Below are 15,738 nucleotides of genomic sequence, written 5' to 3'. Positions count from 1 at the left end.
ACACATTTAGCTTGAAAAGGGGCTCCTTTTTTTATTTTTTAATTATGTTGTTGCAAATTGTGCTTGATATAAGCTCGCATAAAAACCTTGCTGTGCCATGAGTTGTTCATGATTGCCTGTCTCCATTACATCGCCATTATTCATAACTACAATTAAGTCTGCATCACGAATGGTCGATAAACGGTGTGCCACAACAAAGCTCGTTCGGCCTTTCAAAACATTTTTCATTGCTTTTTGAATATGAACTTCAGTACGCGTATCAACTGAACTCGTTGCTTCATCCAAAATTAATATTTCAGGATTGGCAATAAAAGCACGTGCAATAGTAATTAATTGCTTTTGCCCTTGCGAAATATTAGTCCCTTCTTCATTTAAAATAGTGCGATAGCCTTCTGGTAGTCGACAAACGAAATCATGAACATAAGCCGCTTTTGATGCTCTTAAAACCTCTTCTTCCGTTGCTTGTTCATTTCCATATGCTATATTATCCCAGATGGTACCATTAAAAAGCCATGTATCTTGTAAGACCATCGAAAATTTTTCGCGTAACTGCTCACGTGGAATGCTGCGAATATCTTCTCCTTTATAGAAAATCGCTCCACCTTTTACATCATAAAAACGCTCAAGCAAGTTAATGAGTGTCGATTTTCCTGCACCTGTTGGGCCTACTATGGCCACCATTTGACCAGGATACACTTTGAGATTGAAATGGGTCATTAAAAGCTCAGCATCGGGGTTGTCATCATAACCGAATTGTACATTATCAAATTCAATAATGGACGATGCATCAGGACGTGATGGTTCCGCTTTGAGTGTAACTTCCATTTCCGGTTCATCTAAAATCTCAAATACACGCTCACAAGCTGCAACAGTTACTTGAATATTATTTGCCAATTGTGCCACTTGACGAACGGGTTGTGAAAATTGGTTCACATATTGCATGAAAGCTTGCACAACGCCTAAAGGGATCGTTCCCTGAATGACGCCAAATCCTCCATAAAGCGCAATACCAAAATAACCTAAATCTCGCGAAAAATTCACCAATGGCATCATAATACCAGATAAAAATTGCGCCTTCCATGAGGCATTATATAATGTATGATTTTTCTTAATAAATTTCTCAAACTCTTCTTTTTCACGATTATTCGTCCGAACGACAGTATGACCAGAAAATATTTCTTCTACTGAGTCATTAATGCTGCCAATTTCTCTTTGTTGTGCAATAAATTGGCGCTGCGAGCGACTTGCCGCATTCATTATTAAGAACAAACTAAATAAGACACTTGCAATCACAATTAATGACATACGCCAATCGACCCACAACATAATCGCCAGCACCGATATAAACATAACAATCGCAATAATAAATTGCGCCAACGACTGCTGTAATGTACTCGCAATTTGATCCATATCATTAACAGCACGAGACATGATATCCCCTGTCGAATGTGTATCAAAATATTCTACAGGCAAACGTGCCATCTTCTCCTTGAGGTCCTTGCGCAAATCATAAACCGTTCGCTGAGCAACAATCCCCGTAATATAGCCTTGCAAATAACGTAAAATGGACCGAATGATAAACATCCAAAAAAGTATCCAGCCAATGTGTTTAATCGCTTCAAAATCAATAGGATATCGTTCAATAACTTGTCCTGCAGCCTTCATGGCTTGTCCTTCTTTTAGTCCTTCATAAATAACGGTCGTTGCTTTTCCTACAATATGCGGAGAAAGCGCATTTAAAACAGCAGCGCTACTAGCAAAGATAAATGTCGCTAAAAGGGCCCAAAATCGTGTCGACATATAGCGAACAAGCCGTCTGATAGTTCCCCAAAAATCATTAGCTTTTTGTGCACGCAAATAAGCGACATTATTTGACTTAGACATTAAATATCGTCTCCCTTCATTTGTGAGTCGATAATTTCTTGATAGACTTTGTTCGCTGCTTTTAGCTCTTGGTGCGTGCCAAGTCCTACTTGTTGACCATAATCCAATACAAGAATCTGATCAGCATCTGTAACTGAACTGATGCGCTGAGCAATGACAATTACTGCTTGTGCTTGAGTAAATGGCTTGAGCGCGCGGCGCAAATGTGCATCTGTTTTAAAATCAAGTGCCGAAAATGAATCATCAAAAACAAGCACTGGTGCTTTTGAAGCAAGTGTGCGTGCAATACTTAGACGTTGACGCTGTCCACCAGAAAAGTTGCTACCACCTTGCTCTACGCGTGCTTCAAGTTTCTGTTTTAATTCGGATACGAAATCTGCCCCTTGAGCTACTTCAAGTGCTCGCCACAAGTCTTCATCTGTAGCGTCAGGATTGGCGTAGCGTAAGTTTTGACGAATATCTCCCGAAAATAATACTGCTTTCTGTGTAGCATAATTTACCCATTCTCTTAGATTATGTTGCGACATCTCACGAATATCGACACCATTGATCAAGATACGTCCTTCATTAACATCATAAAGGCGTAGCAATAAGTTTGCGAGAGTAGATTTTCCAGAACCCGTTCCGCCAATAATCGCCAAACGTTCCCCCGCACTTACCTTAAATGAAATATTTTCTAGAGCATATTTTTCAGCTCCTGGATAGGAAAAGGAAACATTCTGGAATTCAACCGTAACATTTCCTAACTCTGGCACCATATCTTTTGGATGCTCAACTTCTTCGATTGACAAATCCGTATGCAGCACTTCCAAGATACGCTCTGCTGCAACACTTGCTCTAGGGAATTGCATTAAGACCATGGAAAACATCATGATTCCCATTAAAATATTCATTGCATAACTATTAAGTGCTACCAAGTTTCCTACTTGTACCAGATCCATACTAATAAATTGTGCACCAAACCAGACAATTAAAATTTGCGTAACATTTACCGCAAAAATCATCAAAGGATTCAAAAATGCCATGACAGTATGGGCACGAATTGCCGTTTCGGCATATTCTTCATTCACTTCATCAAAGCGTTTTTCTTCAAATTCATCTTTGTTAAAAGCTCGAATGACACGAATACCAGTTAATCCCTCACGAAACACTTGATTTAAGCGGTCCGTTAACCATTGTAGCATTCTAAATTTGGGTGAAACAGTTCGAATCACAATATAGACAAGCCCTGCTAGCGTCGGACCCATTATAAAAAAGATAAAAGACATTTTAGGTTCACGCAAAAATGCTAAAATAAATGCAACAATAACGCGAATCGGGTCCATCATTAAAAAGCGAAGCAAAAACATCATAACAATTTGATATTGGGTAACATCATTGGTTGTACGCGTTACTAACGTCGATACGCCAAAATGATCAAGCTCTTCATTTGAGAAGCTCATGATTTTTTCGAATAATTGATTGCGTATCGTCTCACCTAGATGCTGTGATTCTTGCGCTGAAAAATAAACATTTAAAAGCGCTGCTACTAAAGTAAGTGCTGCTACTACAATCATCACGACACCTGTTTTAATGATATATTGAATATTGCCGGTCGCTACGCCATTGTTAATAATATCTGCAGTCAAAGTCGGCGTATACATTAGACCTACCACTTGTATCACAATGAAAATAAAAGCCAATGTGACGCGACGTGGGTCCATCTTCTTGGCTAACTCAAACAAAAAACCACCTTCTCCTCATTTATAAACATAAAGTATTATTCATTATAGTGAACATATACTCATGAATTCAATCATATTGCTTATGCTTGTCCCAATTAAAAAAGACCGCGCCCTCTTTTATCGCATACTTCGCTTGTTGATAAAGAGTTTGCTGTCTTTTTTATTATTCATGATAAAGTTCGGTATTTTCTTTCAAATAATCAAAAACCATCGTCACTAAAATTTTTAAAATGGCGTAACCAGGAACTGCTAATAGCACGCCCATCACACCAAAAATACCTCCTGAAATTAAAAGGATAAATAAAATAACAAGCGGATGAATTTCAAGCGAATTCCCTAAAACTAATGGAGAGATAACACGACCTTCAAGCGTTTGTTCAATGACTAGCACTAATGCTACTTGTAATGCCTTTACGGGTGAAACAAAAAAACCAATAATAAGTGCTGGAACTGCTGACAATATTGAACCAAGATAGGGCACCATATTTAAAATTCCCGCATTAATCGATAGCAACAAGGCATATTCCAATCCAATAATAGAATAGCCAATATAAAACATAATGGCGACACAAATTGCCACAATCAACTGTCCACGAATGTAACTACCCACTTGTTTATGCGATTCAATTAAAAAGCGATCGACATAAGGGCGTGCTTTCGTTGGAAAAGCGCGAACTAAAAAATCTTTGAAATTGCCACCATCAACCAACATATAATACAAAACAAATGGTGCCGTCAGCAATGTAATAGATAGCGTCGTCATTGCACCAATCACACTGCCAATACTGCCAAGAGTCGCATTGAATAGATTCTGACCATGTTCTGTTATCTGATTCATCACATCCATACTCTGCAACTGCTTAACAGTCTGACTAAAGGCATCCATCGCGATCACGCTATCCAGTGCAGCCAATGTTTTGTCAATATAAATAGGGACATTATGGGCCAGCGTGTCAAATTGTGCACGAACAATTGGAACGAGAAAATGAATGAAACCAGCCATCACTGCCACAATTCCCACGAAAACAATAATAATTGCCATATTACGCGACAAATTATAGCGCGTTAGACGCTTAATTAATGGATTTAGCAAATAAAAGAATAATGTTGCAACTAAAAATGGTGGCGCAATAATGCTTAAAGCAATCTCAATAGGTACAAAAATCTCTTTCATTTGCATAATTAAATATAAGCTTAAGATTAACAAAAAAATAATCAGCAATGTTGTCGTGAGTCGATTATTTAAGATGTCATGATAAAACCAGCTGCGTGAATTTTTATGATTAGGATGGTCATCGTGCATCGGCTTCTCCTCCTTTAAGATTCCTTATTAAGCATTCTACCACAAATAAAGCCTGCACCTAGGCAATAACTTCTTTTCTTTTGAATAAAATATGCATTTGTTATAATAAAATTAATGATAAATTAAAGGGTGATATTTAATGGAGGAATTTGCACTCATTGGCACTTATACACGCAATACGAGTGAAGGACTTTATCAAGTCATGCTAGATACAACAACAGGTCTGCTCAGTGACCGTTATTTGGTAGCGGAAATCGGTAGTCCGACATATTTAACAAAAGATGATATACATCAGATTATTTATGCTATTGTCAATGAAAATAATCATGGTGGCATTGTAGCACTCGCTGAAAATAAAGGGCATTGGGAACGTGTCAGTGAAAGTGTTACACCAGGTGCTTCCCCTTGCTATGTCGCTTTTGATAAAGAGCGCATGCTTGTATATACTGCAAATTATCACAAGGGAACGGTAGATGTCTATCGAACAAATATAAAAGGACAGCTTACTCATCTGCAAACTATTCAGCATAAAGGTTCTTCTATTCATACCAATCAGCAAGCACCACATGCTCACTATGTTGATCTCTCCATTGACCGTCAATATGTGCTAGCATGTGATCTAGGCACTGACGAAATCTATACATATCAGATCAATGATACGGACCAGCCCCTTGAAGTACTCCATGTCTTCAAAACGCCCGCTGGTTTTGGACCACGACATCTCCTTTTCCATCCCAATGGCCATGTTGCTTATGTATTTGGCGAACTTTCAAGTGAGATTATGGTCTTAACCTATCAAGCAGAGTCTGGCACATTTAAAGCAGTGCAAACCATTTCGACATTGCCAGCAGGAGTGGAACATACTGAAGGGGGCGCCGCTTTACGGATTACACATGATGGAAGATTTCTCTATGCATCAAATCGCGCTGATCATACACTTGCGATATTTAGCGTTGAAGATGATGGTAGATTAACGCTATCCCAACATATAAAAAGCGGCGGTCAAACGCCTCGCGACTTTAATCTTGATCCTTCACAGCAATGGCTCATTGTTGCACATCAAGATAGTGGACATCTCACTGTTTTTGAACGTGATGATAAAACGGGACACTTACGTCAAGTACCTCAATCATTTTTCGTACCAGAAGGCGTCTGTGTCTGCTTCTAAGATTTCTATAAAAATAAAAGTCTACTGAGAAGTTAGCACTAGCACACCATTGCAGTGGCTGATACTTTCAGTAGACTTTTTATAATTGTAATAATTTTTAGTTTTTAATTTGCAAGTGACCCCATCGGATCCCATGCAGGAAGTTCTTCAGGAGCTTTTTCCCACATAGCCAATTGATCTGCGCTAAGATATTTTTTGTTGACAACGACTTGATAGGTATATTCGTCCATCCATTCATCAGTCATGGCATAATATCCTTTGTCGCCCGTTTTTTCACCCCAGCTATTCATCACTTTCCATTTAATAATTTTGTCATCTTTGATTTCCACACCAGAAATGGCCATCGCATGGGTTAGCAAACTCTCACCAAATTCCAGACGATCTTGTTTACTTGAACGGAAATCTACACCAAATAGATCATTCATAGCATAATTATCTAGGCTCATCAAGCCCGTTTCGCGGTCCAATTCTTGTCCGACATCGCAACCATACCAAGCAATTTCATTATCTTTTAATTGTTTGATCGTCAGCTCTTTTAATTCTTTCGTCGGCAAGTTCAAATATTTTACAGGACGTGCCTCAATAACATTCCCTAAATGTGCAACAGTATATGTTTTATAATAATCTTTATTGTCAGAAGGTGCATTGATAATGGATACATAATCTGACAGATCCATTTTTACATGGTCATGATAGAATTCAAGCGGTGTCACATTTTCGATCAGATGATATTGTCCTTCTTTATCTTTATAAGAAAAATCAAAAGATTCAGGAGGCGTTCCTAAACTTTCTTCTAAGATATGATAAATTTGCCCCAGCATTTCAGCACGTACAGCAGCGATTTCCTCTGAAGTTTTGCCTTCATGAATGAGGCGACGCAACACTTTGGCATCAATTCGTAATTTTTTATTCAGATAAACATTCAATGCGCTGGAATTTTTACTATTGGCTGTATCAGGCATAACGCTTTGAGGTACAAGTCCATATTTTTCAACAATTGCGACAGCCATGTCCCATTGTCCACCATCTTCTTGAGGATTCTCCAATAAGAAAGAAACTAAACGATCATCAAGTGGTTTATCTGCTGTTTCAATCATTTTTTGGTAAAAATAATTACTTTTTTCCAATTTGTCATAAAAATAAACAAACGTTTGGGACAATTCAAAGCCTTCATCTTTTAAATTGAAATTTTTGCGAATATCTTCTCTTAAGACATTCATCATCGCAAATAGCCAGCAACGGCCAGATTGTCGTTGATTAGGCACTTTTCCTGAATCGACCTCAATGGAATAAAGGTGATCATTCACCACTTCAGCTTGAATATTTTTAGTCGCTTTATATAAGCCATTATTTGTAACTGCTGCTTGAGAAGCTACATTTTTAGGAGTCAAGCGCCACTGTTTTAATAAATCATTTGTAATATGTGACATCTTATCACTCTTTCTAAATAAAAATTTATTCTTAATACTAAGACGAACACATAATAATTTAGACAACTCTAAAAGTCAAGTGTTACGCACTATTTCATTGCATTTTTTCGCTTTTATACTTATTTTTTATCATGATATTCTAATCTTTGTTCGGTGTCAATCCGTCATTTTTCTTACACAAAGATCACTACATCCCCATAGCCTTACCATATTTCCACTGGACAAATGCAACACATAAAGTTAGAACAATGACTATGCCGAGTAAAATATAAATGGTCTTATTTTTAAAATGCCACTGCTTAAGTTCTTGCTCCGTCAACTGCGCTTCATCCAACACTCGCGGGAATTCATTCCACGCTAGCACTACAAGTAGGATTTCAAAAAGATTGTTTGCTAGTAGCTGTTGGGCCATAATCATTTTCATAAAATGATCCCCCGCTTTATTTTTCGCCTTAGCTTTTGGATCAATAACACGCACGATTCCAGCAATCCCTAGCAGAAGCAGTTGTTTCATCAAATTAAATGTTTCTGAAGGAGCAATCATCGGTCCACTGGCAGTAAAAGTTACTGTACTGGGCATAAGAAAAAGTAGATAAATCATCGGGATGACGACTGCATAATATTTGAAGATCGTCCAAAATACTTTGTTTTGTGATTGTTTTGCTAATTGTTTTTGTTCAAATGCCATGTCTTTCCTCCTAAATTTCATATCTTAAGAGTACCACAAAGTAGACATAAACGTGCAGTTTTTCTCACTAATTCTTGGCATTAACGAAACTTTTACATAGAGATAATGACCGCTTCATGGCATTTTGACACAAATTACTTTATAATGATAGAAACTTATAAGTAAGAAGGAGATTTTTGTGAACTTTTTAGTAGAAATTATTAAAGCTATTATATTAGGAATTGTTCAAGGAATTACCGAATGGCTGCCCATTAGTAGTACGGGACACATGCTTTTAGTTGATGAATTCTTAGTGCTAGATGCTTCGCCACAATTTAAAGAAATGTTTTTCGTAGTCATTCAACTCGCCTCTGTTTTAGCGGTGATTTTACTTTATTTTCAAAAGTTAAATCCATTTACCCAACCGACAACTAAAGAGCGCAAAGAAGTTTTTTCAATTTGGGCAAAAGTTCTCGTTGGTGTTATTCCTGCGGGCGTTGTTGGTGTCTTATTCGAAGACATCATCCAAGAGCGCTTTTTCAATTGGCAGACCGTTGCCATTGCGCTTATTGTCTATGGTGTCTTATTCATTTTGATTGAATATCGAAACAAAAATAAAAAGCAAAATGCCCTCAATTGGCACGATGTTAGTTATCCACGTGCCTTTATGATCGGACTTTTTCAAGTGCTTGCCCTAATTCCAGGCACTAGTCGTAGCGGCTCTACCATCATCGGCGCCATCTCCATTGGTACCGCTCGTCCACTTGCGGCAGAATTTTCCTTTTTTATGTCCATTCCAGTCATGTTAGGGGCTAGCCTTTTAAAACTTATTGGCTTTGGACTCGCATTTACAACATCTGAATTGATTATTTTGCTGGTCGGATGTGTCGTAAGTTTCCTAGTTTCTATTTGGGCGATTAAGTTCTTAATGCACTATATTAAACAAAATGATTTCAGTGCTTTTGGGTGGTATCGCATTGTCGTCGGTCTTTTAGTTATTTTATACTTTGGCTTCATTGCTGCTTAAATTACTTGATGCCTAGCAGCTATATGAGGTCTTTAAAGGAGGAGTGGTGATGGAATTTATTTTGTTGGCGCTGAGTTTAATTTTTATTCTCGTAGGAGTCTTCACCTCCTTTTCAAAAACTGGTATAGGATTAGCCATTAGTGCACTGGTCGGTTATTTCTATCTTTCACCTAATGGAATCGCATGGCCAGCTGTAGTTGGCGTTACCATTGGCTTAATCTTATTATTGCTCGAAATTTTTATACCAAGTTTTGGCTTGATCGGTATCTTAGGGGGTGCATCCTTATATTGGGGATTAATCCAAACAACTGGCGATGCTGTACAAGCAGCAATTGATTTAATTTTAGCGTTAATTATGAGTGCTATCTTCTTTCTCGCATTGTTCAAAAGTGGCTATATCTCTAAAAATGCAAATAAAATCATTTTAAAATCAACAAGCTTTACGCCCAAAGAAGAGATGCCACATGATGCAAAAGTCAAACCTACTCCACATATTGGGATGACGGGTATTACAACGACACCACTTCGCCCTGCTGGAAAAGTGCGACTATCATCGCAAACTGTGATTGATGTAATAACGGCAGGAGAGCATTTAAATCAAGGGGTTCGCGTTGAAATCCAGCAAATTATCGGTTCAAAAATTGTTGTTCGAAAAATCTCTTAAGAAAAGAAATAAAAAGAAAGGAAGATAATATTTATGTTTGATCTTTTACTAAATGCTGAACTATCTGGCTTCATTATTATAGTTGTTCTCATTGTTGCAGGATTATCTATTTTCTTCCGATTTATCCCGGTAGGATTATGGATTACTGCTTATTTTTCGGGTGTTAAAATCGGATTGTTTACATTGGTGGGAATGCGTTTACGCCGCGTTAATCCAAATTCAATTATCCGCCCACTCATCAAAGCAACGAAAGCTGGTCTGGATATTGATGTTAATAGTCTAGAAGCACACCACTTAGCAGGTGGAAATATTAATGACGTGGTCGATGCATTGATCGCCAGCGAACGTGCTAATATTTTACTAACTTTTGAACAGGCATGTGCCATCGACTTAGCAGGACGTAATGTTTTTGAAGCAGTCCAAGTATCCGTTAACCCTAAAGTAATCGAAACGCCGAATATTTCAGCTGTTTCAAATGATGGGATTGAAATTATCGCACGCGCTAAAGTAACAGTACGCGCTAATATCGAACGTCTTGTTGGTGGAGCGGGAGAAGATACGATTATTGCACGTGTTGGTGAAGGCATTGTAACCACCGTTGGCTCCTCAAAAAGACATACTGAAGTGCTCGAAAATCCGGACCTTATCTCTCAAACAGTTTTAAATAAAGGGCTGGATTCTGGAACTGCCTTTGAAATTCTTTCGATTGATATTGCCGATGTAGATGTCGGTCGCAACATTGGCGCAAAATTACAAACTGAACAATCTGAAGCAGACAAAAAAATCGCCCAAGCTAAAGCGGAAGAACGTCGATCTATGGCGATTGCAAAAGAACAAGAGATGATTGCCTCCGTTCAAGAACAGCGAGCAAAAGTTATTGAAGCAGAAGCACAAATCCCGCTAGCAATGGCCGAAGCACTTCGCAGTGGTAATCTGGGCGTCATGGATTATTATCAATTAAAAAATGTACAAGCAGATACTGTCATGCGTGAAGCTGTGTCGCGCGAAATAAAAGACGAATCCTCTGCAACTGAAACGGATCATCAATAATGATACTGCCATCGTTCATGCTTGGCTTGCTCGGGATATTCATTGTATTTATTGCACCGCTTATTATCTTGATATTCTTAATCAAAAAAGTACGCGATGCTATCTACAGAACACAGCGCAAAGCAGCAAAAAAACGACCATCGAAAAAAGCATATCCCGATGCTCTCGTCCATTCTAGTGAATCTACTGCCGCAACCCATTTAAAAAATAAAGAACAACAAGTCACTCATCAAGCACGCAAACGAAGACAAAAAAAGAAAAGAAATAAAAAACGACATCCTGCACCAACAGTAAGTGCTGCATATGATGAAAAAATGCAACAAATAGACAATAAAAAAGTTGCCACACCCATTAAGCGGACACCTGCAATGAAGAATTGTCAGCATGCTTCATCAAATAAGAAGCGATCAGCACTGATTAAATCGTTAGGAAAAGCAGAGTCTGTTGCGCACATGGTTGTTTTGAAAGAGTTGCTTGATAAACCAATATCGCTTCGAAAATAAAAAGCCTTCGCAAGAAATTCTTGCGAAAGCTTTTTTATTATGCTTTTAAAGCATTCCTGATTTAAATATCGACCACAATAACCACAACCCCATAAATCCAGCTCCAATAAATAAGAACATACTAATTGTTGACCAATTAGTCCCAGAAGTAAAAACAACGATCACTGCTGAAGCTAGAATAAGCGATGCAATAATAATCGCAAAAACTATACGATTGACCATTTGGTTGACGGCACGTTCTTTCTTTTCATAATCAGAAAATTCAAAATGGAGTTTAAAACGCCCCTCCGTAACGGTCTGCAATGCTTTTGATAATTGATGGGGTAACTCAAAAGCATGCTGCGCTATCTGAGCTGTCTTCAATGTGAGTTGGTCCAGAGAAGAAGATACTGCCAACATTTCTTTCCAATTCAACTGATTTTTTACAATCATGCGAGCAATTTCCATAACAGAAATTTCGCCATTTAAATTCGTAACGACCCCTTCAATGACCGTTAGCGATTTCGCAAGAAGTACAAAATCATTTGGCATACCCAAACCATGTTTGCGCGAAATGTTGAGCACTTCCGAAAATAACTCCGAAATTTCTATCTTATCGAGATTCATATTGGCATACATATAGAAAAAGTTCTGAATATCTTCATACAATTGAAGCCGATCCACTTTTTTTCGGATGATTGCCATTTGTAAAATTTTTGTCATCATCTGATCGACATCTTCTAATACGACTGCCCGCAAAATATCAAATAAATCTTGGCGATTTTGCGTTGAAATCTCTCCATAGATGCCAAAATCAATAAAATAAATCTTACCCTCACGAATAATTAAATTTCCTGGATGTGGATCTGCATGAAAAAGTCCATCCTCAAATACATTCAATAAATAAACATAGGTCAACTTGCGGCTGATATCTTCTAAATCATAGCCTTTTTCTTTCAGCTGGCGGACATCCATATTATGAATTCCTTCGATATATTCCTCCACTAAAATGCGTGCAGAAGTGTATTCTGGATAGGTCTTAGGAGCATCGACTACTGCTCGATATTTATTATTTTCGCGAAATTTTTCAATCGCTGCTGCTTCCAAGCGAAAATCAAGTTCACGACGGGTTGTTGCCTCAATTTCCAAAATAGCAGTTCGAGCATCAATTACAACGTCTTGAATTAATCCTGGAACCATCTCCAGCACCTCTGCAAAAAGCTGAATATCGCGTAATAAATACTCGCCCATATCGGGACGTTGCACCTTAAGAATCACTTTATCGCCATTTTTCAATGTTGCACGGTGAACTTGTGCAATTGATGCACTTGCTAGTGGCTCTTCTTCCACCCATTCAAACACTTCGTCCAGCGAAATTTGAAAATCTTCATTAAAGATACGCACGGCCTCCGCAAATGGGAATTGTGGCACGCGATCGCGCAACTTACTCAATTCATCAATGTATTGTTTTGGCAACAGATCATGACGGGTTGACAGAATTTGGCCGAATTTAATAAACGTAGGGCCTAGCTCTTCAAAAGCTAGGCGCAAACGTTTCGCATCTTTTGCTTCATCTTTATTTAATAGACGGGTTCGGTAAAGATGCCCAAAACCATAAGAGCCGAGCACTTTTACAATTTCTGCAAAGCGGTCCCGTTTTCGATCCGGCGCTCCCACTGGACTGTCACCTCATCACTTTTTCAGGCTATGATTATTCTTCCGTTTGTTTTTCAGTATTTTCTACATTCATATTCAAATGTGCTTCAAGTGCTTCTACGCGTGAAACTAATTGTTTAAGATCTTCGGCACGTGCCAGCCCAAGATTTTCTATTAATTTTTTCACTTTTTCGCTACCTTCTTTTTCAGCATCTGCTTTACTTTCACGAATCAATTCTTCTGTTAATTCTTTACCTTCTTGAACGGTTAACTTGCCTTGATTGACTAATTCCTCAATTTTTTCTGTTAATTTATCTGCAATCAAAAAAGTTCCGCCCAAGCCGATTAAGCCTAATTGTTTTAAATCTTCTAACATTTTCATCCCTACTTTCTATTTTATTCATGTTCATTATAGCGCATCTACTCATTTCTATAAAGAATTATCGGCTACTGGATTGTGCATGCTTGTCATTTATGATACGGTTAGCAAAAAGGAAGAAGGGATATTATGCTAAAATTGGCCACCATTGGTACCAGTTGGATTACTGAACAATTTATCGAAGCTGCCCTTGCATCAAAACAATATACTTGTGAAGCCATTTATTCGCAAAATCTAAAAACGGCAACGCAATGGGCCGAAAAATGGCACGCAAATAATGCTTATAATCGCCTCGCCGACCTTTTACAAAATCCTGAAATTGATGCCGTCTATATTGCAAGCCCCAATAGTCTCCACTATGAACAAGCACTCCAAGCTATCATACATCAAAAACATGTGATTATCGAAAAGCCGATGGTTACCTCGCTCAAACAGTGGGATGCCTTGATAGAAGCTTCTAGAAAAAATAATGTCTATCTATTTGAGGCAGCACGTCATATTCATAGCGCTGACTTTAAATATTTGCAGAACTTATTTTGGGAGTTGAAGGAGAAAAATGACAAACCTTTTTTAGGTGGGAATTTTACAATGGGGCAATATTCTTCTCGTTATGATCAATATCTAAAAAGCCTTGAGCAGCATAAGCCTGTTCCAAATGTATTCTCACCTGAATTTAGCGGTGGCACATTGATGGACTTGTCCATTTATCCTCTTTATTTAGCGTTGGCGCTTCTAGGACAGCCTCGTGCAGCAAAAATGTTTACAGTTAATGGCCCGAATCAAATCGACTTAGTGAATCAAATCATTTTAACTTATGATGACGGTGCTCTTTTGACTATTTATGTTTCGAAATGTTGCCATTCCATGCATAAACAAGAAATATATCTTGGTGCCCAGACGCTTGTTTTCGATAGCGTTTCGGAAATTGGTACCATCGAACTTTATAACTTAAACAATGAAAAAATATCATCCAAAACATTCCCGTCGCAAAATCCTTTATTTGCCGAAGCCACTGCATTTGCGCATGTCATGCAAGAAAATGCCCAACAAAATCTCTCACGTGATTATCAAAAATGGCTAACCTTAAGTCGAAATGTGCATCAGCTTATACAAAAATTAAATGATAACCCGAACAAAAATGTTGTTTTTATGTAAATATTCGGACATTTTTATTACAAATGCTTTTTTTCTCATGAATTTTTAATTTTAAGGGTTGAAAGATTTTTCTATTCTGCTATAATTGTGTTATATAACAAGTTTGTTATTTTTTAGACGATGGCAAGCTTTAAAAAGAGGTAGGAAGAATATGATTAAACTTTTTGTGTCCCCAAGTTGTACATCTTGTAGAAAAGCAAGAGCCTGGTTAGAGGACCATGGTTTAGATTTTATCGAAAAAAATATTTACCATGAACCCCTCACCCGAGAAGAAATAAAAGAAATTCTCATGCTGACCGATGATGGAACGGAAGAGATTATTTCGTATCGTTCACAAGCCTACCGGGACCTCAAGGTAGACTTGGAGGAGCTTTCAATGAATGGGTTACTCGACTTATTCGTTAAAGAACCTAGCCTTATTCGTCGCCCGATTATCATGGACGAGCGTCGCTTGCAAATCGGCTATAATGAAGAAGAAATTCGAATGTTTCTACCGCGAAAAGTGCGTGCATTAGAACTGAAAGAAATTCAACAACGTCTTGCACTTGTCGATCAAGAGACTGCATAATACGATGATTAAAAGTACATCTTATACTGAAGTAGCGTATGTTTTTTCGCATACTGATAGTAAGATGTGCTTTTTTATTTAGTCTAAGAAAATTTCAAGTAATAAATGAAGATATATTATCTATACAGTCAAGCAAAACAAAACTGCTTAGCACAAGTGCTAAGCAGTTTTGTTGAATATGATTAACGCGCCATAGAGGATTCGAACCCCTAACCCTCTGATCCGAAGTCAGATGCTCTATCCAGTTGAGCCAATGGCGCATTATTTTCTCAATTATTATATCTTATAAAAAAATCAAAGCGTGGCAGCGTCCGGCTTTCACAAGGGGAAACCCCTCACTATCCTCGGCGCTCAGAAGCTTAACGGCTGTGTTCGGGATGGATACAGGTGGTGCCTTCTGGCCATCACCACCACACTTTTCTTTAAAAAGAACGTTGTTCTTTCAAAACTAGAGCGTTGCTTCAACACGACTTCGTCAACACCGCGCTTTCCCTTACGCGTAGTGGTTAAGTCCTCGACCGATTAGTATGGGTCCGCTCCACACCTTACGATGCTTCCACTTCCCACCTATCTACCTGATC

At 38.2% G+C, this 15,738-nt stretch carries 14 protein-coding genes, 1 tRNA gene and 1 rRNA gene; 7 read left to right on the top strand and 9 right to left on the bottom strand.

Features of this window, described 5'->3' with window-relative positions; genetic code table 11:
* Positions 1-42: 42 nt before the first annotated feature.
* From C231_RS0107130 to C231_RS0107120, 3 genes are all read right to left on the bottom strand, one after another.
* Positions 43-1,884: an ABC transporter ATP-binding protein gene (locus tag C231_RS0107130; RefSeq protein WP_018659935.1), complete on the bottom strand. Its 1,842-nt coding sequence runs from the start codon at positions 1,882-1,884 to the stop codon at positions 43-45.
* Positions 1,884-3,608, bottom strand: coding sequence for an ABC transporter ATP-binding protein (locus C231_RS0107125; protein ID WP_018659934.1), 1,725 nt, complete (start codon positions 3,606-3,608; stop codon positions 1,884-1,886). Before C231_RS0107125 ends, C231_RS0107130 begins: the two co-directional genes overlap by 1 nt.
* Before the next feature lie 163 nt (positions 3,609-3,771).
* Positions 3,772-4,911, bottom strand: a complete 1,140-nt coding sequence (locus C231_RS0107120) for an AI-2E family transporter (RefSeq protein ID WP_018659933.1) — start codon at positions 4,909-4,911, stop codon at positions 3,772-3,774.
* A 139-nt stretch (positions 4,912-5,050) separates the two neighbouring features.
* On the opposite strand from C231_RS0107120, the gene C231_RS0107115 reads away from it, so the two are divergent.
* Positions 5,051-6,079: a lactonase family protein gene (locus tag C231_RS0107115; protein ID WP_018659932.1), complete on the top strand. Its 1,029-nt coding sequence runs from the start codon at positions 5,051-5,053 to the stop codon at positions 6,077-6,079.
* 104 nt (positions 6,080-6,183) lie between these two features.
* Here the strand turns inward: C231_RS0107115 and C231_RS0107110 are convergent, their stop codons facing one another.
* Both C231_RS0107110 and C231_RS0107105 read right to left on the bottom strand, forming a co-directional pair.
* A complete protein-coding gene (locus tag C231_RS0107110) occupies positions 6,184-7,509 on the bottom strand; it encodes a C1 family peptidase (RefSeq protein ID WP_018659931.1) in 1,326 nt (441 codons plus the stop codon).
* A 187-nt stretch (positions 7,510-7,696) separates the two neighbouring features.
* Complete coding sequence (locus C231_RS0107105; RefSeq protein ID WP_018659930.1) at positions 7,697-8,197, bottom strand: hypothetical protein; 501 nt, start codon at positions 8,195-8,197, stop codon at positions 7,697-7,699.
* 178 nt (positions 8,198-8,375) lie between these two features.
* Here C231_RS0107105 and C231_RS0107100 point away from each other — a divergent pair, with 178 nt between their 5' ends.
* The 4 genes from C231_RS0107100 to C231_RS0107085 are packed head-to-tail and all read left to right on the top strand — an operon-like array spanning position 8,376 to position 11,420.
* The gene (locus tag C231_RS0107100; RefSeq protein WP_018659929.1) at positions 8,376-9,203 is read left to right on the top strand and encodes an undecaprenyl-diphosphate phosphatase; all 828 of its coding nucleotides are present in this window, start codon (positions 8,376-8,378) and stop codon (positions 9,201-9,203) included.
* A 49-nt stretch (positions 9,204-9,252) separates the two neighbouring features.
* A complete protein-coding gene (locus C231_RS0107095; RefSeq protein WP_018659928.1) occupies positions 9,253-9,867 on the top strand; it encodes an NfeD family protein in 615 nt (204 codons plus the stop codon).
* Positions 9,868-9,900: 33 nt separating this feature from the next.
* The gene (floA, locus tag C231_RS0107090) at positions 9,901-10,917 is read left to right on the top strand and encodes a flotillin-like protein FloA (protein WP_018659927.1); all 1,017 of its coding nucleotides are present in this window, start codon (positions 9,901-9,903) and stop codon (positions 10,915-10,917) included.
* Positions 10,917-11,420 carry a hypothetical protein gene (locus C231_RS0107085; protein ID WP_018659926.1) on the top strand — a complete coding sequence of 168 codons (504 nt, stop codon included), beginning with the start codon at positions 10,917-10,919 and terminating at the stop codon, positions 11,418-11,420. The genes floA and C231_RS0107085 overlap by 1 nt, the downstream gene beginning before the upstream one ends.
* Before the next feature lie 45 nt (positions 11,421-11,465).
* Here C231_RS0107085 and C231_RS08085 read toward each other — a convergent pair whose 3' ends face one another.
* A complete protein-coding gene (locus tag C231_RS08085) occupies positions 11,466-13,076 on the bottom strand; it encodes an ABC1 kinase family protein (protein WP_018659925.1) in 1,611 nt (536 codons plus the stop codon).
* Between the two features lie 34 nt (positions 13,077-13,110).
* The gene (locus C231_RS0107075) at positions 13,111-13,431 is read right to left on the bottom strand and encodes a phasin family protein (RefSeq protein ID WP_018659924.1); all 321 of its coding nucleotides are present in this window, start codon (positions 13,429-13,431) and stop codon (positions 13,111-13,113) included.
* Between the two features lie 132 nt (positions 13,432-13,563).
* On the opposite strand from C231_RS0107075, the gene C231_RS0107070 reads away from it, so the two are divergent.
* On the top strand, positions 13,564-14,589 hold the full coding sequence (locus C231_RS0107070; protein ID WP_018659923.1) for a Gfo/Idh/MocA family protein: 1,026 nt from the start codon (positions 13,564-13,566) through the stop codon (positions 14,587-14,589).
* Positions 14,590-14,740: 151 nt separating this feature from the next.
* Positions 14,741-15,157 carry a transcriptional regulator Spx gene (gene spx, locus C231_RS0107065; protein ID WP_018659922.1) on the top strand — a complete coding sequence of 139 codons (417 nt, stop codon included), beginning with the start codon at positions 14,741-14,743 and terminating at the stop codon, positions 15,155-15,157.
* Between the two features lie 186 nt (positions 15,158-15,343).
* Here the strand turns inward: spx and C231_RS0107060 are convergent.
* Positions 15,344-15,417: transfer RNA gene (locus tag C231_RS0107060), tRNA-Arg, on the bottom strand.
* Positions 15,418-15,456: 39 nt separating this feature from the next.
* Positions 15,457-15,572, bottom strand: a 5S ribosomal RNA gene (gene rrf / locus C231_RS0107055).
* Positions 15,573-15,738: the final 166 nt, after the last annotated feature.

The sequence above is a fragment of the Allofustis seminis DSM 15817 genome (genome assembly GCF_000374325.1).
Lineage (GTDB): Bacteria > Bacillota > Bacilli > Lactobacillales > Carnobacteriaceae_A > Allofustis > Allofustis seminis.
Note: the sequence above shows the minus strand (reverse complement) of the source record. Positions and strands in the feature narration are given on the sequence as shown.